Raw genomic sequence first — 21588 nt, 5'->3', positions numbered from 1 at the left:
CGGCAGCTGCTACGTCGCGCGCGACACCCGAGCCTTCGCCCGCGACATCGGGCTGATCCCGCGCACCACCCCGGTCAGCAGCCCGCAGTCGAACGGCATGGCAGAAGCGTTCGTCCGCACCCTCAAGCGCGACTATGTCCGCGTGAACCCCAGGCCGGACGCCCAGACCGTCATCAAGCAGCTGCCAGGCTGGCTCGCCCACTACAACGAGGTGCATCCGCATCGCGCTCTGGGCTATCGATCACCCCGCGAGTACATCGCGCAAACCCGCGAGGACCCGTCAGGCCTTTAGGGGGCAACAACACCGCGTCGCATCGGAAGCCAAAGCCTATAGATCGATCCGGCTTAGCAACACAGCTGTTGACAGGGCGATACATCGTTCGTCATTGATCGTGTAGGGGACAGTTTGTTGCACGGCTCCTCGCTTGCGACCCGATAGGCGATACCGAGAATGGAGGCACGATTGCCGCATTCCAGCGAGTTTTCCCGAAACGGCCGCCTTCTTCTCGCTTGCGTCGCCGGCATCGCCTTCGGGTCCGTCGGCATCGCCGTTTACTCGATCGGCGCATTCGTCGACCCGCTCGGGCGTGCATTCGGCTGGTCGCGGACAGACGTGCAGACGGCGTTGCTCTTTAGCAGCGGCCTAGGCGGGCTCGCCGCGCCCGTCGTCGGACATCTGGTCGAACGATTTGGCGCCCGCCCGATGGCGATGATCGGGCTCGTCGGGGTCGCGCTCGGCTTCGTGCTCGCCGCGAGCAACGGCGGGCAGCTGTGGCTGTTCTACCTGGCCTATACGGTTATCGCGATCCTAGGCGGAGGCAGTGGTCCGATCAGCTGGACCTATGCCATCGCCGGTCGTTTCGACAAGCATCGCGGTGCGGCGCTCGCCATCGCGCTGTCGGGCACGGGCCTGGTCGCGATCATCGCCCCGCCTTACATCGTCTGGCTTACGCAAGAGTTCGGATGGCGTGTCGGATTTCTTGGCGTAGCCGCATTGCCGCTATTCGTGGCTTTGCCGCTCGCCTTTCTGTATTTCCGTCCCCCCGACCGAACGACTCTCTCCGAAGCCAGTGGAGGGGCACCGACGCCTCCCGGCCTCACGACGCGCCAGGCGATCGCCAGCTACCGCTTCTGGGTGCTGCTCTTATCGATCCTCGCGATGTACCTCGGCATTGCCGGGATCATCCCCAATCTGATCCCTGCGCTGGCCGACAAGGGCATTCCGGCGCGATCGGCGGCATTCGCGACCAGCGCATTCGGCGTCTCGGTCATTGTCGGCCGGCTGCTGGTCGGCTCGCTGGTCGACCGCTTCTGGGCGCCGGGCGTCGCCGCGGTCATCCTGACCCCCGCCGCCGCCGGGTGCCTGCTCCTAACGGGTCAGCCGACGATCGGCGTGGCAATCGGGGCGGCGGTCCTGATTGGCCTGGCGGCCGGCGCCGAGCTGGACCTGCTGGCGTTTCTGACGGCGCGGTACTTCGGGCTGCGCGGATACGCCAAGACCTACGGCCTGCTCTACGCCGGCGTCGCGCTGGCGGGCGGCACGGGGCCGATGGCCTTCGCGTACATCCATCAGGTCGCGGGAAGTTTCGACGTGAGCTTCGCGATCTCGGCGGCGCTTTTCCTCCTCGGCGGCCCGGCAGCGCTGACGCTCGGCCGCTACCCGCGGGAACGCTGACCCCGTGCCGCCCGCTAGCTGTCGGCCGCCTCAGCGATACGGATCTTCCAGCCCCGACAGGATCATGTCGGCGTAGATTCGTCCGATCTCCTGCGCGCTGGTGTCGCTGCGGTCGGGCCTGAACCAGCGATGGGTCCATCCGATCACGCCGAAAATGCCGTTGGCGACGATCTCGGGCGGGCCGACGTCGCGGAGGCTGCCGTCGGCGTAACCCTGCACGATGATCGCGACCATGCTGTCGGTCGTCTGACGATTTAACGCGCGCATATCGCGCGACCACTTGGAGCGTGCATCGCTGACGTGGCTGAGGTTCTCGCGGATGTAGATGTAGAACAGTGGGTAGTGCGCACCGTAGGACGTCATCAGCATGACGATCATGTCGCGCAGCTTGCGACGCGGGGCGAGCGAGCTCGTTTCGATCTCCTTGGCGACTTGGCCGTTGCGCTCGACCACAGTGCGGACCACCTCGTCGAACAATTCCTCCTTCGACGAAATGTAATAATAGAGCGACGCGCGATCGACGCTCATCTCCTCGGCAACGGCCGCGATGCTGGCGCGCTCGAAGCCCAGGCGGTTGAAGACGCGCACCGCCGCCTCGGCGATTTCGCGTCTCTTCGCCTGATAAGTCGTGCTCGAATCGGTGCGCGCGGCCGAGCGCCGACGCCCGATGCCGCTCTGCCCGATCCGCTTCTCCTCCGTGTCGCTCATGCCTCTCCATCGCCTCTTCCCCGGCCAACATCAATCCGTCAACGTTCGTGTTGACAGCAGTGCACCGTCACGCGAGACCGTGGCGATGAGCCAATTCGTCGATTCGGCCTTCGTCTCGCTGCTCGCCGACCCGCGCGCGGCGCTGCGTCCGCCGCGTGCGGACCGCGACCTCGCCTTCTATCGCGCGCGCCTCGACGCGCCGATGGCGGCGGTGAGAGGGCCAGCGATGGAGGTGACCGAGGAGGACGCGGACGGCGTTCCGTTGCGCAGCTACGTTCCCGAAGAGGCCGACGACGAGATCATCCTCTTCCTCCACGGTGGCGGCTTCGTGATCGGCTCGCTGGACACGCACGATGCAATGTGTCGCGCGTTCGCGGCGGAGACCGGGTCGCGCGTGATCTCAGTCGGCTATCGGCTCGCCCCCGAAGCACCGTTTCCCGCCGCCCGCGACGACGCGCGTGCCGCGCTCCGCCACATCGCCGCGACGCGGTCGATCGCCGCGATCGCCGGCGACAGCGCCGGGGGTCATCTCGCCGTCGGTGCGGCGTCCTACGCGAGCGAGGCCGGCATTGCCGTGGGCGCGCTGGCGTTGCTCTACCCGGTCGTCGACCCGGCATGTGCGACTCTGTCGTGGGATCGCTTGCGAACAGGGTACCTGCTCGAGCGCGATTGGATGCGCTGGGCCTGGAATGCTTATCTCGGCAGCGCGGCGCCGACGCAGACCGACATCGCCCTGCTCTGCGCCGATCTCAGCCGTCTACCGCCAACGCGGATCATCACCGCCGCCGCCGATCCTCTGCGCGACGAGGGCGAGGCGCTCGCCGCAGCGATCGTCGCGGCGGGCGGCGTCGCTTCGGTCGATCGCTACGAGGGGATGATCCACGGCTTCGCCAGCCTGCCGATGCTGACTCCGCGCGCCGACAAGGCGATCGCCGACTTGGCCGGCCACATTCGTCAACACAGCCGTTGACGCCCGCTTCGGCGTCGCGTAGAGGCTGCCGAACAACCCGCCACGAGCGCGGCGACAACAAAGACGAGGCAATGGCCGACCGAACCGGAGAGGATGCCCCCAGCTGGCTGGCGGACGCGATCGCGCAGGCGAACATCCCGACGCTCGCCTGCGTTCTCGTCCACCTGACCGGCGACCGCGGATGGATCGAGGGTCGCTTCGTGCCGACGCGGACGCGCGGGCTCGATGACAACGACGACGGCGGACTGCCGCCCGCGGTCCAGGCCGAGATCCGCGACGCCGCCCGGATCGCCGTCGCGGCGTGGCTCGCCGGAACGCCGCCGGTCCTTACCGGTCCCTCCGACGCACTGCTGGTCGAGATGATGGGCGTGTCGCTCGGCGAGACGATCCCGGCCGACTACGCTGCGATGATCCGCCACGAGCTCCAGCTCGACGGCGGCGATCTGCCCGGCACACCCGCCGCGCCGGTCGCGGTGCCGCCGGGCTTCCGCGCGCTCATCATCGGCGCCGGCATCTCCGGCCTGTGCGCCGCCATCCAGTTCGCGGCCGCGGGCATCCCCTATCGGATCGTCGAGCGTCGGGGCGAGCTGGGCGGCGTCTGGTTCGAGAATCGCTATCCCGGCGCGGCCTGCGACGTGCCAAGCCACCTCTACTCCTTCTCCTGGGCGCCCTTCGCCTGGTCGCGCTATTTCGCCGGCAGCCGCGAGATCCACTCCTATCTCGAGGAGGTCGCCGACCGTTACGACGTCCGCCGCCACATCCGCTTCGGCGTCGAGGTGACCGAAGCACGCTGGAACGAGGACGCCGCCGAGTGGCACGCCGACATCGTCGCCGACGACGGCTCCCGCGAGACGCTGACCGCCAGCATCGTACTGAGCGGCGTCGGCGCGTTCAACAAGCCGCGCCTCCCCGATGTCCCCGGCATCGACTCGTTTGAGGGGTCGAGTGTTCATACCGCGCGCTACCCCGACGCGGGGCTCGATCTGGCGGGCAAGCGCGTCGTCCTCGTCGGCAACGGCGCCAGCGCGATGCAGGTCGGCCCGGCGATCGTGGACAGCGTCGGCTCGCTCACCGTCGTCAACCGGACGCCGCAGTGGGTCGCGCCCTTCCCCAAGTTCGGCCGGTCGATTCCAGAGCCGCTCCAGCAGCTGATGCAGGCGGTGCCGCTCTACCGCCTCTGGTATCGCCTCCGCCTCAGCTGGGCGTTCAACGACAAGCAATATGAGGCGCTCCGTCAGGATCCCGCGTGGCAGGGCGGCGGCAGATCGATCAACGCGATCAACGATTCGCACCGTCGCGGCCTCACCCGCTACATCGAGGCGGAGCTCGGCGAGCGGCAGGATCTGCTCCCCGCGATGATCCCGCCCTATCCGCCGTTCGGCAAGCGGATGCTGCTCGACAACGGCTGGTACCGGATGCTCGCCAAGCCCAATGTCGCCTACGTCCAGGGTGCCGTCACTGAGGTGCTGCCGGACGCCGTCGTCACCAGCGATGGCGCGACGCACCCTGCGGACGCGATCATCTGGGCGACGGGGTTCGACGTGGTCAACCTGCTCGCCCCGATGCGCGTCTTCGGCGTCGGCAGGCGCGAACTGCACCGCGACTGGGATGGCGACGACGCGCGTGCCTATCTCGGCACCGTCGTTCCGGGCTACCCCAATTTCTTCTGCCTCTACGGCCCCAATACGCAATACGGCCACGGCGGCAGCCTGATCTCGGTGCTCGAGCGGCAGATGCACTACGTCATGTCCCTGTTGCGCCAGATGTTCGCGGGCGGGCTCACCACCGTCGACGTGCGCCGCGAGGTCCACGACGCCTACAACGCCAAGGTCGACGATACGCACGCCGGCCTCGTCTGGACCTTTCCCGGCGTCGACGGCTACGTCCGCAATTCGAAGGGCCGGATCGTCGTCAACAATCCGTTCCGCATCATCGACATGTGGCGGATGACCGACACGGCCGATCTCGCCGATTACGAGACCGCCGAACAGGTGCCGGCATGAGCGAGGTGCTGGTCGAGCGCCGCGGCGCTGCCTTGGTGATGATGCTCAACCGCCCCGCGCAGCGCAACGCCGTCACCCGCGCGGTATCGCTGGCGATGGTCGCGGCGCTCGATGAACTCGACGCCGATCCAACCTTGCGCGTCGGCATCGTCACCGGCGCGGGCGGGCATTTCTGTTCGGGGATGGACCTCAAGGCGTTCGTTGCGGGCGAGCGGCCCGAGATCGAGGGTCGCGGCTTCGCCGGGGTCACCGAGGCGTCGCCTGCCAAGCCACTGATCGCCGCCGTCGAGGGCTACGCGCTCGCCGGCGGCTGCGAGCTGGCCCTCGCCTGCGACTTGATCGTCGCGGGAGAGGGTGCGGTGTTCGGCCTGCCTGAGGCGGCGCGCGGCCTGGTCGCCGGATCGGGCGGGCTTGTCCGCCTGCGCGAGCGCATCCCCCCCGCAATCGCGCTCGAGTATGCGATCACCGCGCGTCGGATGGACGCCGCCACCGCCGCGCGCTGGGGCCTCGTCAACCGGCTCGTGTCGACCGGCACCGCGCTCGATGCCGCGCTTGCACTCGCCGACGAGATCGCCGCCAACGCGCCGCTCTCGGTCGCGGCGAGCAAGACGATCATGGCGACCGCCCCCGACTGGCCCGTCGCCGATCGCTGGTCGCGGCAGCGCCCGATCGTCGAGGAGGTTCTCGCCTCCGCCGACGCGCGAGAAGGCGCGCGCGCCTTCGCCGAGAAGCGTCTTCCCGTCTGGAGCGGCCGATGAGTATCGAGCAACAAGGTGTCGCGGTGATCGGCGGCGGCACGATGGGCGTGGGCATCGCCTACGTCGCCGCGCTCGCCGGCTACGCGGTCCACGTCGTCGAACCAGACGACGCCCGCGCCGCCGCGATGGTCCGCACGGTCGAGGCGACGCTCGCCGGCGCGGTCGCGCGCGGCAAGCTCGACGCCGCCGCCAGGGACGCGACCGCCGCGCGCCTGTCCCGCGTCGCGACGATTGAGGAGCTGCCCGAGGGCCTCGCCGTCATCGTCGAATCGGTGCCCGAGCGGCTCGCGCTCAAAGAGGACGTGCTCGCCCGCGCCGCCGCCCGCGCGCCCCGTCTGCTCGCCACCAACACCAGCGCGCTGTCGATCGACCGGCTCGCGGCGAGCGTCTCTGACTCGACGACCTTCCTCGGCCTCCACTTCTTCAACCCCGTCTGGTCGATCAAGCTGCTCGAGATCGTCCGCGGCGCAGCCACCTCCGACGCCGCGCTCGACCTTGCGCGCCAGTTCGGCGCGGCGATCGGCAAGAAGACGATCACCGTCCGCGACGTCCCCGGCTTCGCCACGAGCCGCCTCGACTTCGCCGCCTCGCTCGAGGCGATGCGGATGCTCGAGGACGGCGTCGCCGGCGCCGAGGATATCGATCGGGCCGCAGTTCTCGCCTACCGCCACCCAGTCGGCCCGCTGCGGCTCAGCGACATCGTCGGCCTCGATGTCCGGCTCGAGGTCGCACGCACGCTCGAAGCCGCGCACGGTCCCCGCTTCGCACCTCCCGCCATCCTCCAGGTGATGGTCGCCGACGGCCGCCTCGGCGCCAAATCAGGCCGCGGCTTCTTCGACTGGCCCGCCTGACCCGCATTTCCCGAAGGATCCGATCCATGCCCGCCCAGCCGATGTTCTTCTCCCCCCTCGTCGACACCGCCGAGCACCACCGCGAACTGCGCGAGAACGTCGGCCGCCTGGTCGGCAAGTACGGCCGCAAATATTATCAGGACTGCGTCAAGCGCCACGAGGAGCCCGACGCCTTGTGGGCGGAGCTTGGCGAGGCCGGCTTCCTCGGTGTCCACATTCCCGAGGAGCACGGCGGCGTCGGCGGCGGCATCGCCGACTACAACGTCGTCGTTGAGGAGTGTGCGGCGCAGGGTTGCCCGATGCTCCAGCTCGTCATCAACTCGATTACCGCACCGATCATCGCCGCGCACGGCTCGGACGCGATGAAGGCGGAATGGCTCCCCGGCATCGCCGCGGGGACGAAGAAGATCTGCTTCGCGATCACCGAGCCCGACGCCGGCTCCAACACCCACAAGGTGAAGACCCAGGTCACCTCGCAGGGTGACGGCTTCGTGCTGAACGGCTCCAAATACTGGACGTCGGGGATCGACGTCGCCGACGCGGTGATGATCGTCGCGCGCGATCCGGAGATGGAGGCGGGCGACGGCCGCTCGGCGCTGTCGCTGTTCCTTGTCCCCACCGACGCGCCTGGCCTCAGTTACCAGCCGATCGACGCCGCCGTGATGACGCCCGAGAAGCAGTTCACCACCTTCTACGACAATATCGAGCTGCCGGCGGAGGCGCTTACCGGTCGCCGCGGCGCCGGTCTCAAGCAGGTGTTCGTCGGCCTCAATCCCGAGCGCGTCTCGGCCGCCGCCATCAACAACGGCATCGCCCGCTTCGCGCTGGCGCAGGCCGCGGACTATGCGCGCGACCGCAGCGTCTGGGGCACGCCGATCGCGCAGCACCAAGGCGTCGCCCACCCACTCGCCGAGGCGTACATCCACGTCCAGGCCGCGCGCCTCCTCAACGCGCGTGCCGCGCAGCTCTTCGATCAGGGCGAGGACGCTGCCGAGGCCGCCAACATGGCCAAGTTCATGGCCGCCGACGCCTCTTTGAAGGCTCTCGACCAGGCGATCCAGGTCCACGGCGGCAACGGCCTCTCCTACGAGTACGGGCTCGCCGACCTCTGGTTCATCGCCCGCCTCCACAAGACCGCGCCGGTCAGCCGCGAGATGGTGCTCAACCACGTCGCGCAGAACGGCCTGGGCTTGCCCAAGAGCTACTGAGGCCGCGCGCGATGCAGCCGACGCTCCTCTCGCTGCTGCGGCATTTCGCCGCCGAGACGCCCGACGCGCCCTGCCTCGCGCACGGCAGGACGCTGCTCAGCTTCCGCGACCTCGACGAGGCGAGCGAGCTGCTCGCCGCCGTCCTCCTCGCGCGCGGCGTCGGCGATGGCGACCGCGTCGCGCTGCTCGCGCACGCCGCGCCGATCTTCTACGAGCTCGCCTACGCCTGCGCGAAGATCGGTGCGATCATGCTGCCGCTCAACTGGCGGCTCGCCCCGCGCGAGATCGGCCAGATCGTCATCGACGCCGAGCCCGCGCTGATCCTCGTCCAGCCCGCTCTCGCCGCTCATCTCGCCGAGGCTCCCGCGATCCCCAAGATCGACCTCGACGCGCTCCCAGCCGCCGCCGCCCCTTTCCCGCTCACCGCTCGCGGCGTCGACCCGCACGCGGCCACGCTCCTCCTCTATACGTCGGGCACTACCGGCGTTCCCAAGGGCGTCCTCATCAGCCAGGCGAACCTCTCCTTTGTCGAGCGGATGGCGCGCGAGGCGTGGGACTTCGACGCGTCGAGCGTCAACCTCGTCGCGATGCCGCTCTTCCATATCGGCGGCATCGGCTACGGGATGATGGCGCTCAGCCAGGGCGGTCATACGGTCCTCCTAGACCAGCTCGACCCCGCCAGCATCGTCGACGCGGTCAACCGCCACGGCGTCACCCACGCCTTCTTCGTGCCGACCGTGATCCAACGCCTCGTCGACCATGCCGAGGCGGGCGGCGAAGTTCCTCGCGGGCTGCGCCGCATCCTCTACGGCGCCGCGCCGATCGGCGAGCCGCTGCTCCGCCGCGCGCTCAGGCTGTTCGGCTGCGAGTTCAGTCACGCCTACGGCGCGACCGAGACCGCCGGCACCGTCGTCAGCCTGCCGCCCGCCGAACACGACCCCGACGGCCCGACGCCCGAGCGGCTCCGCTCGTGCGGTCGCCCGCTGCCCTGGGTCGAGCTCGACCTCGTCAATCCCGCCACCGAGCGCCCCGTCGCGACCGGCGAGGTCGGCGAGATCCGCGTCCGCTCCGGCATGGTCATGCTCGGCTATTGGCGAAAGCCCGAGGAGACCGCCGCCGCCGTCACCGCCGACGGCTGGCTGTGCACCGGCGACGCCGCCTACCGCGACGCCGACGGCTTCGTCTTCATCCACGATCGCTACAAGGACATGATCGTCTCGGGCGCCGAGAACATCTACCCGACCGAGATCGAGAACGTGCTCGGCGCCCACCCGGACGTGAGCCAGGTGGCGGTGATCGGCGTGCCGCACGAGAAATGGGGCGAGACCCCGCGCGCCTACGTCGTCCCGCGCGCCGGCGCCGACCCCGACGAAGCGACGCTCATCGATTTCACCCGCGAGCACCTCGCCCGCTACAAATGCCCGACCTCGATCCGCTTCGTCGGCGCGCTGCCGCAAAATGCGTCCGGCAAGATCCTGAAGAAGGACCTGCGGGCGCTCGATCGTCACTGGAGCGCGCCATGACCCTTTCTCCCGAAGCGCGGGTGCTGCGCGGGTTCGCCGTCGACTTCCTCACTTCGCATGATCCGTCGGCGGTCGATTGGGTGATGGACCCCGGCTATCGCCTGTCGATCGGCGGTCACCTGTTCGACGGCCGCGACCGCGAGTACCTCCCCGCCACCGCCGCGCAGCTCGACCAGTTCCCCGGCCTCACCGTCACCGTCCACGACACGATCCTCGGTCGCGACGGCGTCGCGATGCGCTTCACCGAGCACGGCGCGTCGATGCGCGACGACGGCCGCATCGCGGCGTGGCGCGGCATCACGCTGTTCCGCCTGACCGAAGAGCGCCTCGCGCACGGCTGGGCCGAGGAGGATTATTTCGCGCGCAAGCGCCAGCTCAAGAGCGGCGCCGCCGACCCAGTGTCGCCGCCCGCGCTCGCGCCCTGGGACGGTCCCGTCCTCGCCGCCGATGCCGCGACCGAGGCAGTCGTGCGCTCGTGGCTCCCCACTGTCCTGGGCGCGCCCGAAACCGAGGGGGTGCTCATGGGCGACCCCGCGCTCGCCGCGCTGGTTGCGCCCAAGCGGGTCGAGGTATCGCACCTCTTCACCGCCGGAGCACGCGCCGCCGCGCACCTCGTCTACCACGGCACCTACCGCGGCGGCTTCGCTGACGTCGATGAGAGTCTCGCCGGCGAACCCGTCGCCCTCCGCCTCGCCGCGATGATCGACGTCGCGGGCGGCGCGGTCACCCGCGCGCAGGTGTCGGGCGACCGGCTCGGCCTCCACCGCCAGCTCCTCACCCTCCAGCGCGAACGGTTCCGCTGATGGCCAAGATCATCGTCACCTGCGCCGTCACCGGCGGCGCGCACACGCCCAGCATGTCAGACGCGCTGCCGGTCACGCCGGAGGAGATCGCCGACCAGGCGATCGCCGCCGCCGAAGCGGGCGCGGCGATCCTCCACCTCCACGCGCGCGTCCCCGAAACCGGCCAGCCGACCGGTGACCCCGACGTCTACGCGCGCTTCCTTCCCGTCATCCGTCAACGCACCGACGCCGTCATCAACCTCACCACCGGCGGCTCGGCGACGATGCCGCTCGACCAGCGCCTCGCCGCCGCGACGCGCTTCAAGCCCGAAATGTGCTCACTCAACATGGGCAGCATCAACTTCGCATTCCACGGCGCTGGCCGCCGCATCGAGCATTGGAAGCACGCCTGGGAGAAGGACTACGTCCTCAACTCTGACGACTACATCTTCCGCAACACCTTCCGTGACATCGACCGCATCATCACCCAGATGAGCGAGAGCGGCACCCGTTTCGAGCATGAATGCTATGACGTAGGCCATCTCTACAACCTTGCTTATTTCGTCGATGCCGGGATCGTCCGTGCGCCCTTCTTCGTGCAGATGATCTTCGGCATCCTCGGCGGCATCGGCCCCGACCTCGAGAACCTCGTCTTCATGAAGGCGACCGCCGACCGGCTGTTCGGCCGCGACACCTACCAATGGTCGGTGCTCGCGGCGGGCAAGCACCAGATGCCTTTTCTGACGCAAGCGGCGCTGCTGGGCGGCCACGTCCGCGTCGGCCTCGAGGACAGCCTGTTCATCGAGCGCGGGGAGCTCGCCGTCTCCAATGCACAGCAGGTCGCCAAGATCGTACGCACTCTGCACGAGATGGGCCACGAGCCCGCAACTCCCGCCGAGGCGCGCGCAATGCTGGACCTCAAGGGCGGCGATCGGGTGGAGTTCTGAAGCATGACGCGAACGATCATCGACCTGTCAGTGCCGATCGAGAACGGCGTCCTCTCCGACCCGCCGGGCTACGGTCCCTCGATCGAATATATCGACCACCGCCAGTCGGTAACCGGCCTGCTCGGCTTCTTCCCCGGCCTTACGCCTGACGACCTGCCCGACGGCGAGGCGTGGGCGATCGAGCGCGTCCAGCTAACCACCCACAACGGCACCCACCTCGACGCGCCGTACCATTATGCTTCGACGATGGATGGAGGTAGGCGCGCGATCACAATCGACGAGGTGCCGCTCGACTGGTGCTTTCAGCCGGGCGTCAAGCTCGACTTCCGCCACTTCGCCGACGGTTACGTCGCCACCGCCGCCGACATCGAGGCGGAACTCTCGCGGATCGGCCACGTGCTGAGTCCGCTCGAGATCGTCGTCGTCAACACCTGCGCCGCCGAGCGCTTCGGCCACGACGACTACGTCTCCGCCGGCTGCGGCATGGGACGCGACGCGACGCTCTACCTGACCGAGCGCGGCGTCCGCGTGACCGGCACCGACGGCTGGAGTTGGGACGCTCCGTTCGTCCACACGGCGCGCCGCTATGCCGAAACGCACGACGCGGGCCTGATCTGGGAGGGGCACAAGGCCGGTCGAACGATCGGCTACTGCCATCTTGAGAAGCTGCATCGCCTCGAGAAGCTGCCGCCGACCGGGTTCACCGTCGCCTGCTTTCCCGTCAACGTCCGCGCTGCCTCGGCCGGCTGGACGCGCGCGGTTGCGATCATCGACCGCTGATTGTCAACGCCATCGTGGAGTAGCCTAACCGTTGTCACACTGACAGCGGGATCGTCTCAGGTGTGTGTTGTGCCACAATCTTGTGAAGCTGTGAGAGGTAAGTGCGTCAGCGTCGAGCTGAGGCGATAATAGTACCAAATCGGCGCCAATTGTACGCTTAATGACCAATCGTCAACAATGGCGTTGACAACGACAACTGGACGCCCCTAGCTTTCGATCAAGGCCGAGAGACGGTCCCGACTCGATCGGGCGCGGTTTCTCGATCGGCAGTGCGGGATCGATTGGTCAGCCAAGAATGGCGGCCGATCACGACATGTCTCGCGACAAGGGAGGATGACATGAAGGCTCATTTCGGTCGTACGATCCGCGTCTTGGCACTTACCGCAGTCTGCCCCTTGGCGCTCGCCGCCCCAGCGCAGGCGCAGACGTCGTCACCCGCCGATGCCGCCGTGCCGCCCGGCGGGGTCGTCGCGACGGTGCCGCCGTCGACTGGCGAGACCACGTCGGGACCGACGCCCGCCTCACCCGCCGCCGGCGCTGCCGCCGCTCCCGTCCAGGCAATACCGGCTCCCGCCGCTCCCGCCGTCGCCGAGAGTGACGACATCGTCGTCACCGCGCGCCTCCGCCGCGAAGGGCTGCTCGACGTGCCGATCGCCGTCACCGCGTTGTCGGCGGCCGATATCAGCAAGTACAACGCCGCCGACCTCACCAAGATTGGCGAGCTCACCCCGACCGTCATCGTCAGCAACTACCGGACGATCGGCGGCGGCTCGATCGCGATCCGCGGCATCAGCTCGCCGCCGACACAGGTCGGCTACGAGCAGCCGGTGTCGGTCGCGATCGACGGCATCCAGTCGTCGTCAGGACGCGTCGCCACGCTCGGCTTCTTCGACGTCCAGCAGGTCGAGGTGCTGAAGGGGCCGCAGGCGCTGTTCTTCGGCAAGAACAGCCCTGCCGGCGTGATCTCGATCACCACCGCCGGGCCGACCGACACGCTCCAGGTCGGCGGCCGCGTCGGCTACGAGTTCGTCGCCGACGAGGCGACGTCGGAAGGCTATATCGCCGGGCCGATCACCGACACGATCGGCGCGCGCGTCGCGGTGCGCGTCCGCAACTCCGAAGGCTGGCTCTACAACAACGCCCGGCCCGCCGCGAACCCGTTCTTCCCCGCCGCGCTGCCTGCCGCCACCGGCCGCCTGCCCGGACCGCCTGGACGGCGCGTCGGCGACGATGAGGCGATGGGCCGCGTGACGCTCGAGTGGCGCCCCGACGACGCCTTCACCGCCACCGCCAAGGTCTTCGCGCTCGTCGGCCACGACCAAGGCGGCGGCTCCTTCTCGCAGAACATCGGCCCGTGCAGCGACGGGCGCCCCCGCTCGTTCGGCGTCGTCGACCCCTTTGGCGACTGCCGCCCCGACAATCATACCAGCTTCAGCAACATCGTCCCCGCCATCGCTGATCGCATCCCGGCGCTGAACGGCGACAATCGGTCGCGCGGGCTCAACGTCGCCACCACGGCATCGCTGGTGCTCAAATATGACACCGACACGATCAACCTGTCGTCGCTCACAGGTCGCATCTTTAACCGCTACCGCAGCGTCTCAGGTCTGACCCACACGGTCGACAACGCGCTGACCACCTACGAGAACACCAGCTACCGTGCGTTCAGCCAAGAGTTGCGCCTGCTCACCAAACTCGATGGACCCGTCAATTTCCTCGTCGGCGCCTATTACGGCGACAGCAAGGACGACCTTTACAACGACACCAATTTCCGCGCCGACATCAGCTACAATCCGGCCAACAATCGGATCGAGACCTACGAGAAGGTCGCTGATTTGACGGGCCGCACCTACTCGGTATTCGGTCAGGCGACTTGGCTGATCGTTCCCAAGCTAGAGCTGGCCGCAGGTGCCCGCTACACGCGCGAGAAGAAGAAGACGCGCAACGAGAATCTCTACGGCATCAACTCGGCGCTCGGCCGCTTCAACACCGCGACGACCGATTTCCCCGGCTCGACCGATCCGACGCCGGGTATCCTCGCAGGCCGCTTCAAGGACGACAATGTCTCGCCGGAAGCGACGCTCTCCTACCATCCGGTGCCTAATTCGACGATCTACCTGGCCTATAAGACCGGCTTCAAGTCGGGTGGTTTCGGCATAACCAGCCCGATCCAGACCAACACGACGCTCGCCGACATCGACTTCGACTCTGAAACCGCGAAGGGCTTCGAGGCAGGCGCCAAGGGCGAGCTGTTCGACCGCCGCCTGCGCCTGACCGCGTCGGCCTTCGCCTACGACTTTAAAAACCTTCAGGTCACCCAATACGACGCCAGCACGATTCGCTTCCAAATCGACAACGCCGGCGCCGTCCGCCAGCGCGGCGCCGAGCTTGAGGCACGCTTCGACGCCACCGATCACCTGCGTCTCCACGGTGCGATCGCCTACGTCCACAACCGGTTTCGCGACTATACCGGCCAATGCTACGGCTACACGATCCCCGCGGCCGTTGCGCTGACCGCTGCGGCGCCGTCAGGCTGTTCGTTCGTCACCACTGCCGCCGGCGGTCGCCAGCTGACCGCCGCGGGCACCCCCATTCTCCAGCAGGTGCTCGACGGCCGCGCGCCAGCGCGCTCGCCCGACCTGTCGGGCAACGCCGGCTTCGACCTAACTGTGCCGACGGGTTCCGATCTCGAATTCGGATTAACCGGCGACACTTTCTACAGCTCGAACTACTTCGCCAGCGACGCCTTCGCCCCCGCCTCTCGCCAGGATGATTTCTGGCGGTTCAACGCCAGTGCGCGGGTCGGCGCGGCCGACGGACGCTGGCAGCTGTCGTTCATCGGGCGCAACCTTTCCAACAAATACTATCTGCTCTTCGCTGGCGACCGGACCGGAGGCACTAGCGTGCCACTAACTCAGGGCGAGCAGCGCGGCGTCGTCGCGCGCGGTCGCGAGTTCTGGCTCCAGGCGAGCTTCCGCTACTGACCGGGCGGCGATACGAGGCGCACATGGAACCCATCTACATCGTCGCGGGCGTCCGCACCGCGATCGGCGACTTCGGCGGCAGCCTGAAGGATCATTCTCCTGCCGATCTCGGCGCGATCGTTATCGCCGAGGCGGTGCGCCGCGCCGGGCTAGCTCCTGGCGATCTCGAGCACGTCGTCATGGGCCAGGTGATCCAGACTACGCCGAAGGACGCCTATCTCGCGCGGGTCGCCGCGCTGAAGGCGGGCGTTCCGGAGCGCGCGCCGGCACTGACCCTCAATCGGCTGTGCGGCTCGGGTCTCCAGGCGATCATCTCGGCCTCGCAGATGATCGCGCTCGGCGAGGTCGGCATCGCCGTCGCGGGCGGCGCCGAGGTGATGAGCCGCGCCCCCCACCACGTCACCGCCGCTCGCTTCGGCAAGAAGCTCGGCGACATGACGATGATCGACGCGCTGACGACCGTTCTCAGCGATCCCCTCGACGACTATCACATGGGCGTCACCGCCGAAAACGTTGCACGTGACTGCGCGGTGACGCGCGAGGATCAGGACGCGCTTGCCGCGGAGAGTCACCGCCGCGCCGCCCGCGCGCAGGCCGAAGGTCGGTTCGACGCGCAAATCGTGCCCGTGCCGGTCCGCGACGGTCGCAGCACGCGCGACTTCGCGATCGACGAACATGTCCGCGCCGACGCGAATGAGGTCGCGATGGCGGGCTTGCGTCCAGTCTTCCAGAAGGACGGCACGGTAACTGCCGGCAACGCATCCGGGATCAACGACGGCGCCGCCGCGGTCGTCCTTGCCTCGCAGGCCGAGGTGGATGCCCGCGGCCTGAAGCCGCTCGGCCGCATCCTCGGTTGGGGCCACGCCGGCGTCGCCCCGACGCACATGGGCCTCGGTCCGGTCGAGGCAGTGCCTATCGCGCTGGCACGTGCCGGCCTGTCGTTGGACGAAATCGACGTCATCGAGTCAAACGAAGCCTTCGCTGCCCAGGCGTGCGCCGTGTCGCGCACGCTCGGCTTTGATCCAGACAAGGTCAATCCGAACGGGTCGGGCATCTCGCTCGGCCACCCGGTGGGCGCCACCGGCGCGATCTTGACGGTCAAGGCGCTCTACGAACTCGCTCGCGGCGGTGGACGCTCCGCACTCGTGACCATGTGCATCGGCGGCGGCCAAGGCATCGCGATAGTTCTCTCGGAAGCTCGAACGACCTGATCAACGAGATTCCGCCGCGCGCTGATGCGGCGAGCCGCTTCTCACCAGCAAACAGCGATAAGGCGTCTTGCTCAACCACGTGAACGAATTAGCGTTTTGCAGCGGTCACTATCCGAAAGCGGCCGTTCCGGTTTCCACCAGAAATGCAGCCGGTCCGCTGCGGTTGTTAGCGGATGAAACAGCCTCGGGGACGCCGCCAACGGCAGATGCGTAGCGGATTGAAGCCGAACTGGCGAGTCAACCGGATAGGAAAATGGACGTTTGGGCGAGCATCACCCACCCGCATCCGGCGTATCCCTGCCAATCTTGCGCGACGCGATCGTCTCGGCAAACCGGGCACGCCGCTCGTCGGACCAGCCGCGGGACACGCCAGCGTCCGAGCGCCTGGCGCGCTGCCGCGGCTTCTTGAGCTCGCTCGTGGGAAGGCTGGCACCGGCCGGCGTGCTGCCCGCCAACTGATCGTCGATCTCGCCGGCGCGCACCGCCGCTTCGAACGCGTTGAGGATAGCGAGGAACTCGGTCGACGACCAGAAGGTCACCGACTTGCCATCGATGACGATCGGCTGGCCGTCGGCGCGGGTCGGGGTGAACGCCACCATCTGGTTGTTTCCGATCTCGAACCACTTGCCGCCGCGCACCTTCTTCGAAGGGTCGGCGAATGCCTCGCGGTTCTTCGCGATACGCTCGAGCACCGGGCGGCGCTCGGCATCCGGATCATGGTGGAAGAGCTTTTCGTTGTCCGGCGAGAGCTTTGCGATGATGTCTTTCAGGGCCATTCTTAGTTCCTCTGGTCGCTGCTTCGCGTGAGGTAACAAGTAGTTCGTGTGGCTGATGAGGCAAGATCGCTGGCGTAGCTTCCGCCGCGAAGACATGACGGCGACGGTGCGACGCTGTACCCCCTCCGCCGTGCCGCGCTTCCTCCACTCCGTCGTCAGTATCTCCGCGCTGAGGCAGGCTATCCGTATTGCGATCGCCTGTGCGGTCGCCTTTGCCGCCTATAAGCTTCTCGGTCTCAAGCAGGGCTATTGGGCGGTCTTCACCGTGCTGATCGTCATGCAGGGCTCGATCGGGGGCACGTTAGGTGCGGCGCTCGATCGGCTGCTTGGAACGCTGGTAGGCGCTAGCCTGGGGGCAGTCGGAGCCTGGGCGCACGACGGCGGGGTCATCGCGACGGGTGGCGCGCTGGTGATCGTCGCCAGCATCGGCGGCTACCTCGCGGTGCTGCGTCCCCAGCTCAAGGTCGCACCGGTGACAGCATCCATCATGATGCTGACCATGCCGGCGAACAGCCCAATCGCTACCTTCGTGATCGACCGGGTCGCCGAGATCATGCTGGGCGGACTGATCGGTGTTGCCGCCATGGCGCTGATCCTGCCGGCACGCTCGGGCGTACTCTTCACCGACCGGGCCGCCGATGTTCTCGACACCATGGACGCCCTGGTCGGAGACATGGCAAATGCCATCAGGAGCGGCACGACGCTGGCGCTCGGCACGACGCTGGTCGCCCTTCGTCCCGCGCTGATCGGTGTGGAGCAGGCGTTGAAGGACGCTGATCGCGAACATGCTGCCCGGCTGTGGCGGCACGCCATTCCGCCGGCGGTACCGCGTACCTTGTGGCGCATGCGCTCGGACATCGTGCTCGTTGCCCGCGCACTGAACCCGAGTTTCTCCGATCTTGTCCGCGCATCGCTGGGCGAACCGGCGGCGGCGTTGCTGCTTCGGCTTCGTGACGAAATCATTGCCTGTGCCGTGGCACTCAGGGCCAAGCGCCGGGTCGAGCGTGTCGACGTGGCTGGTGCGCGGCAGGTGTTCGCCACCGCGCTGACCGAGTTCCGCGTGAGCCCGGCGGGCAACGCACTCGACCTCGACACGGCGGGGCACGTGTTCGGGCTGTCGTTCGCGCTGGACGAACTGAGCCGTGATCTCCGCGACCTTGCCGACCGTATCGACGAGATCAACGGCTGACCTCGCTTCGAGGCGGACGGGAGCGCGATGGCGCTGGCATCTCGACGCCCAAGAGGCGCTGCTCGCCGCTGACCGCCCATCAGTCGTTGCGGCCTGTTCCTGATACGTTCTACACGTCGCCGATCGACTCGGACGAGAGGACAGGATGCAACACGATCTCCAGCTGCGTGCGGCGGCGCGCGCCATCTACGAAGCTTGTTACCCGTCGGACGAGTGGACGCCGGTCGGCTTCGAAGAGGCGGAGCGGTACGGCACCGTGCACTACCGCCAGGCGGTCGACGGCGCGTGTCGTGCCAGGCGCGAGTTGGTAGGCACCGGCGAGCAGTTGCCGTTGTTCGGGGCAGCGTAGACAAGGCGCAGGCGCTGGATCGTACGGCTCTTGCTGCTCTCGCGTGCAATCGGACACGTCGCCGCCGCCTGGTCAACACGATGTGAGCCTCTCCTCAGCCGCTGCACAATCCGCTCGACTAGTGCCGGTAGCAGAGCGACACCGCTGGCAGTGAACGCGGACGGTGAGTCGCCCGCTACGCCCCAGGTGATCCGCTCACCGGGGCTCTGGCCGGTGGGAGCAGCAACAGGGCTGCCTCCCTCCGGAGACCATCATGACCAAGCTGACCGACACCCAAGGTATCCTGCTCTCGACCGCATCGCAGCGCGATGACGGAAGCGTGCTACCGCTGCCCGACACGATCAAGGCCGACGGCGGGACCAGCAAGGCACTCGCCTCCTTGCTCAAGCGCGGGTTGGTCGAGGAGCGCGAGACCAGCGACCAGACCGCCGTGCACCGCATCGATGGCGACCTCCGCTACGCGCTGCATCTCACGCCCGCCGGGGCAAGCGCCATCGGTGTGGTGCCGACCTCGTCGGCAACCAACGACATCGAGGGTGCAGCAGAACAGGCATTGGCCTCGGCCGCGCAACCCACCACCGCTTCGGCGTCGGCGCCAACGCGGGTTACGAAGGCGACGACAGTGCTGGGCCTGCTCACGCGCACAACCGGTGCCACGCTGCCCGAGCTGATCGAGGCGACCGGGTGGCTGCCGCATACCACACGCGCCGCGCTCACCGGCTTGCGCAAGAAGGGGCACGAGATCGCGCGCACCAAGCGCGACGGCGCGACCTGCTACCGCATCGCGGAGCAGGCGTGATGGACGTCGCCGTCGAACTTGGCCGCCTGGAGGAGCTATCTTCCGCCGACCTGCGGCAGCGCTGGCGCACGCTGGTCGGCACGCCAGCGCCCAAGATCAGCCCCAAGCTGCTCCGCCTCGCGCTCGCCTGGGAGATCCAGGCGAGGGCAGGGGGCGGGCACCCGCGCGGCGTCACCCAGGCGCTCGACCAGCTGGCGCGCGGGCAGACCCGCACGCGGAATGCGGCTCCGGGCATGCGGCTGGTGCGCGAGTGGCAGGGCCGGGTGCACGTCGTCACCGTCGGCGACGACGAGATCATCCGCTGGGACGAGCGCGAGTGGCGCTCGCTGTCGGAGGTCGCGCGTGCGATCACCGGCACGCGCTGGTCCGGCCCAGCCTTCTTCGGCCTCAAGAAGAAGGCGGCGGCGGCATGAAACAGGTTCGCTGCGCCATCTACACCCGCAAGTCGTCCGACGAGGGGCTGGAGCAGAGCTTCAACAGCCTCGACGCGCAGCGCGAGGCTTGCGCCGCGTACATCCTCAGCCAGGCATCCGAGGGCTGGACCGCGCTGCCCGAGATCTACGATGACGGCGGCCTGTCCGGCGGCACGCTGGAGCGGCCCGCGCTCAAGCGTCTGCTCGCCGAGGTGGCGGCGGGCCGCGTCGACATCATCGTCGTCTACAAGGTCGACCGGCTGACGCGCTCGCTGTTCGACTTCGCCAAGCTGGTTGAGACGTTCGATGCGGCGGGGACCAGCTTCGTGTCGGTGACCCAGTCGTTCAACACGACGACCAGCATGGGACGCCTCACGCTCAACATGCTCCTGTCGTTCGCGCAGTTCGAGCGCGAGGTCACCGCCGAGCGCATCCGCGACAAGATCGCCGCCTCCAAGGCGCGCGGCATGTGGATGGGTGGCACACCGCCGCTCGGCTATGCGCCGAGTGACCGCACGCTCACCATCGTTGAGGAGCACGCCGCGCTCATCCGTCACCTGTTCGCCCGCTACCTCGCGCTCGGCAGCGTACGGCAGCTGCAGGAGGAGCTAGCGGGGCAGGGGATCACCGTGCCAGCGAGGGTCAGCATCAGCGGCAAGTCGCTTGGCGGCGGCACGTTCACGCGGGGGCAGCTCTACGGCATCCTCAAGAACGTGATCTACCGGGGCCAGATCGGGCACAAGGACATGGTCTACCCCGGTCTCCAACCCGCGATCATCGACGAGGCGACGTTCACGGCCACGCAGGCCATGCTCGCCGACCATCTCCAGGGTCACCGTCGCCGCGCGAACGCGGCCGAGAACAGCCCACTCGCCGGCAAGGTCGTCGATGACAAGGGCGAGCCGCTGGTCGCGACACACGCGTGCAAGGGCAAGGTGCGTCACCGCTACTATGTCAGCCGCGCCCTCCATCACGGCGGCAGCGACACTGGTTTGCGCCTGCCCGCGCGCGAGCTGGAGGGCCTCGTTACCGAACGGCTGGCAACGCTGCTCGCCGATCCGCTGCAACTGGCGACGACGATGTCGCTTGAGGTGACGCCACACCTCCTGACCGCCTTGCCCGCGCGATGCGCGTCGCTGTCCGTCCAGCTAGCCGAGCGACGCCCCGCGCTCGTCACCGCGGTGGTCACGCGGGTCGCGGTCGGCGCGGGTGAGATCGGCGTCATCGTCGACCTGCCGGCGCTCGCCGCGGCGCTGGGCGTCGAGCAGCCCGTCGACGCGCCCGCCACCATCATGCTGGCGTGCGGCGCACGCTTGACCCGGTCCGGTCGGACGCTGCGGTTGGTCCAAGACAATGGCTCGCTCACCCGGGCGAGTGCCGACAAGTCGCTGGTCCGGCTGGTGGCGCAGGCGCGGCGCTGGTGGCAGGTGCTGCGCACCGGCGAGATCGACATCGCCGAGCTGGCGACGCGCGAAGGTGTCACTGCGTCCTACGCGACGCGCGTCCTGCGGCTCGCCTTCCTCTCGCCGGCCGTTACCGAGGCCATCCTCGCCGGCCGCCAGCGCGCCGGCATCACCGCCGCGAGCCTGACCCTCAAGGCCACGGTGCCGACGGACTGGCGAGCACAGAAGGCAGCGTTCCTCCCCGCTGGCTGATCCGGGC

20 protein-coding genes are annotated in these 21588 nt (G+C 68.3%); 18 read left to right on the top strand and 2 right to left on the bottom strand.

Features of this window, described 5'->3' with window-relative positions; genetic code table 11:
- Both BM145_RS11530 and BM145_RS11525 read left to right on the top strand, forming a co-directional pair.
- Window positions 1-292 (top strand): integrase core domain-containing protein (locus tag BM145_RS11530; RefSeq protein ID WP_143090171.1); only part of this gene is annotated, 292 nt, incomplete at its 5' end.
- A gap of 171 nt (window positions 293-463) precedes the next feature.
- The gene (locus tag BM145_RS11525) at window positions 464-1675 is read left to right on the top strand and encodes an MFS transporter (protein WP_245739287.1); all 1212 of its coding nucleotides are present in this window, start codon (window positions 464-466) and stop codon (window positions 1673-1675) included.
- Window positions 1676-1705: 30 nt separating this feature from the next.
- Here the strand turns inward: BM145_RS11525 and BM145_RS11520 are convergent, their stop codons facing one another.
- Window positions 1706-2383 (bottom strand): TetR/AcrR family transcriptional regulator, encoded by a 678-nt coding sequence (locus BM145_RS11520; protein ID WP_093333788.1) that lies wholly within the window; start codon window positions 2381-2383, stop codon window positions 1706-1708.
- Between the two features lie 85 nt (window positions 2384-2468).
- On the opposite strand from BM145_RS11520, the gene BM145_RS11515 reads away from it, so the two are divergent.
- From BM145_RS11515 to bktB, 11 genes are all read left to right on the top strand, one after another.
- The gene (locus tag BM145_RS11515) at window positions 2469-3353 is read left to right on the top strand and encodes an alpha/beta hydrolase (RefSeq protein ID WP_177200183.1); all 885 of its coding nucleotides are present in this window, start codon (window positions 2469-2471) and stop codon (window positions 3351-3353) included.
- A gap of 71 nt (window positions 3354-3424) precedes the next feature.
- A complete protein-coding gene (locus tag BM145_RS11510; RefSeq protein WP_093333786.1) occupies window positions 3425-5356 on the top strand; it encodes a flavin-containing monooxygenase in 1932 nt (643 codons plus the stop codon).
- Window positions 5353-6114 (top strand): crotonase/enoyl-CoA hydratase family protein, encoded by a 762-nt coding sequence (locus BM145_RS11505; protein WP_093333785.1) that lies wholly within the window; start codon window positions 5353-5355, stop codon window positions 6112-6114. Before BM145_RS11510 ends, BM145_RS11505 begins: the two co-directional genes overlap by 4 nt.
- Window positions 6111-6965, top strand: coding sequence for a 3-hydroxyacyl-CoA dehydrogenase family protein (locus tag BM145_RS11500; RefSeq protein WP_093333784.1), 855 nt, complete (start codon window positions 6111-6113; stop codon window positions 6963-6965). The genes BM145_RS11505 and BM145_RS11500 overlap by 4 nt, the downstream gene beginning before the upstream one ends.
- Window positions 6966-6991: 26 nt before the next feature.
- A complete protein-coding gene (locus tag BM145_RS11495) occupies window positions 6992-8173 on the top strand; it encodes an acyl-CoA dehydrogenase family protein (protein ID WP_218149656.1) in 1182 nt (393 codons plus the stop codon).
- An 11-nt stretch (window positions 8174-8184) separates the two neighbouring features.
- Complete coding sequence (locus BM145_RS11490; protein WP_093333783.1) at window positions 8185-9696, top strand: class I adenylate-forming enzyme family protein; 1512 nt, start codon at window positions 8185-8187, stop codon at window positions 9694-9696.
- Window positions 9693-10499 carry an ester cyclase gene (locus BM145_RS11485; RefSeq protein ID WP_177200182.1) on the top strand — a complete coding sequence of 269 codons (807 nt, stop codon included), beginning with the start codon at window positions 9693-9695 and terminating at the stop codon, window positions 10497-10499. Before BM145_RS11490 ends, BM145_RS11485 begins: the two co-directional genes overlap by 4 nt.
- On the top strand, window positions 10499-11425 hold the full coding sequence (gene kce, locus BM145_RS11480; RefSeq protein ID WP_093333781.1) for a 3,5-dioxohexanoate:acetyl-CoA acetone transferase: 927 nt from the start codon (window positions 10499-10501) through the stop codon (window positions 11423-11425). Before BM145_RS11485 ends, kce begins: the two co-directional genes overlap by 1 nt.
- A gap of 3 nt (window positions 11426-11428) precedes the next feature.
- Window positions 11429-12205 carry a cyclase family protein gene (locus BM145_RS11475; protein ID WP_093333780.1) on the top strand — a complete coding sequence of 259 codons (777 nt, stop codon included), beginning with the start codon at window positions 11429-11431 and terminating at the stop codon, window positions 12203-12205.
- A 371-nt stretch (window positions 12206-12576) separates the two neighbouring features.
- Window positions 12577-15189, top strand: coding sequence for a TonB-dependent receptor (locus BM145_RS11470; RefSeq protein ID WP_177200181.1), 2613 nt, complete (start codon window positions 12577-12579; stop codon window positions 15187-15189).
- 23 nt (window positions 15190-15212) lie between these two features.
- Window positions 15213-16400, top strand: coding sequence for a beta-ketothiolase BktB (gene bktB, locus BM145_RS11465; protein ID WP_093333778.1), 1188 nt, complete (start codon window positions 15213-15215; stop codon window positions 16398-16400).
- Window positions 16401-16672: 272 nt separating this feature from the next.
- Here the strand turns inward: bktB and BM145_RS11460 are convergent, their stop codons facing one another.
- Window positions 16673-17176, bottom strand: a complete 504-nt coding sequence (locus BM145_RS11460) for a hypothetical protein (protein ID WP_093333777.1) — start codon at window positions 17174-17176, stop codon at window positions 16673-16675.
- Between the two features lie 130 nt (window positions 17177-17306).
- On the opposite strand from BM145_RS11460, the gene BM145_RS11455 reads away from it, so the two are divergent.
- From BM145_RS11455 to BM145_RS11435, 5 genes are all read left to right on the top strand, one after another.
- A complete protein-coding gene (locus BM145_RS11455; protein ID WP_218149655.1) occupies window positions 17307-18365 on the top strand; it encodes an FUSC family protein in 1059 nt (352 codons plus the stop codon).
- Window positions 18366-18510: 145 nt separating this feature from the next.
- The gene (locus BM145_RS11450) at window positions 18511-18714 is read left to right on the top strand and encodes a hypothetical protein (protein WP_093333775.1); all 204 of its coding nucleotides are present in this window, start codon (window positions 18511-18513) and stop codon (window positions 18712-18714) included.
- Window positions 18715-18967: 253 nt separating this feature from the next.
- A complete protein-coding gene (locus BM145_RS11445; RefSeq protein WP_093333774.1) occupies window positions 18968-19513 on the top strand; it encodes a DUF3489 domain-containing protein in 546 nt (181 codons plus the stop codon).
- A complete protein-coding gene (locus BM145_RS11440) occupies window positions 19513-19926 on the top strand; it encodes a DUF2924 domain-containing protein (protein ID WP_093333773.1) in 414 nt (137 codons plus the stop codon). Before BM145_RS11445 ends, BM145_RS11440 begins: the two co-directional genes overlap by 1 nt.
- The gene (locus BM145_RS11435) at window positions 19923-21581 is read left to right on the top strand and encodes a recombinase family protein (protein ID WP_093333772.1); all 1659 of its coding nucleotides are present in this window, start codon (window positions 19923-19925) and stop codon (window positions 21579-21581) included. Before BM145_RS11440 ends, BM145_RS11435 begins: the two co-directional genes overlap by 4 nt.
- The last annotated feature ends 7 nt before the right edge of the window (window positions 21582-21588 follow it).

The sequence above is a fragment of the Sphingomonas rubra genome, assembly GCF_900115745.1.
GTDB classification, from domain to species: domain Bacteria; phylum Pseudomonadota; class Alphaproteobacteria; order Sphingomonadales; family Sphingomonadaceae; genus Sphingomonas; species Sphingomonas rubra.
This window is presented reverse-complemented; position numbering and strand designations above follow the sequence as displayed.

Bases quoted from the DNA above. Each gene is read 5' to 3' on its own strand.
- BM145_RS11520 (WP_093333788.1), bottom strand. From the start codon at position 2,383: ATGAGCGACACGGAGGAGAAGCGGATCGGGCAGAGCGGCATCGGGCGT.
- BM145_RS11515 (WP_177200183.1), top strand. From the start codon at position 2,469: ATGAGCCAATTCGTCGATTCGGCCTTCGTCTCGCTGCTCGCCGACCCG.
- BM145_RS11510 (WP_093333786.1), top strand. From the start codon at position 3,425: ATGGCCGACCGAACCGGAGAGGATGCCCCCAGCTGGCTGGCGGACGCG.
- BM145_RS11505 (WP_093333785.1), top strand. From the start codon at position 5,353: ATGAGCGAGGTGCTGGTCGAGCGCCGCGGCGCTGCCTTGGTGATGATG.
- BM145_RS11500 (WP_093333784.1), top strand. From the start codon at position 6,111: ATGAGTATCGAGCAACAAGGTGTCGCGGTGATCGGCGGCGGCACGATG.
- BM145_RS11495 (WP_218149656.1), top strand. From the start codon at position 6,992: ATGCCCGCCCAGCCGATGTTCTTCTCCCCCCTCGTCGACACCGCCGAG.
- BM145_RS11490 (WP_093333783.1), top strand. From the start codon at position 8,185: ATGCAGCCGACGCTCCTCTCGCTGCTGCGGCATTTCGCCGCCGAGACG.
- BM145_RS11485 (WP_177200182.1), top strand. From the start codon at position 9,693: ATGACCCTTTCTCCCGAAGCGCGGGTGCTGCGCGGGTTCGCCGTCGAC.
- kce (WP_093333781.1), top strand. From the start codon at position 10,499: ATGGCCAAGATCATCGTCACCTGCGCCGTCACCGGCGGCGCGCACACG.
- BM145_RS11475 (WP_093333780.1), top strand. From the start codon at position 11,429: ATGACGCGAACGATCATCGACCTGTCAGTGCCGATCGAGAACGGCGTC.
- bktB (WP_093333778.1), top strand. From the start codon at position 15,213: ATGGAACCCATCTACATCGTCGCGGGCGTCCGCACCGCGATCGGCGAC.
- BM145_RS11460 (WP_093333777.1), bottom strand. From the start codon at position 17,176: ATGGCCCTGAAAGACATCATCGCAAAGCTCTCGCCGGACAACGAAAAG.
- BM145_RS11450 (WP_093333775.1), top strand. From the start codon at position 18,511: ATGCAACACGATCTCCAGCTGCGTGCGGCGGCGCGCGCCATCTACGAA.
- BM145_RS11445 (WP_093333774.1), top strand. From the start codon at position 18,968: ATGACCAAGCTGACCGACACCCAAGGTATCCTGCTCTCGACCGCATCG.
- BM145_RS11440 (WP_093333773.1), top strand. From the start codon at position 19,513: ATGGACGTCGCCGTCGAACTTGGCCGCCTGGAGGAGCTATCTTCCGCC.
- BM145_RS11435 (WP_093333772.1), top strand. From the start codon at position 19,923: ATGAAACAGGTTCGCTGCGCCATCTACACCCGCAAGTCGTCCGACGAG.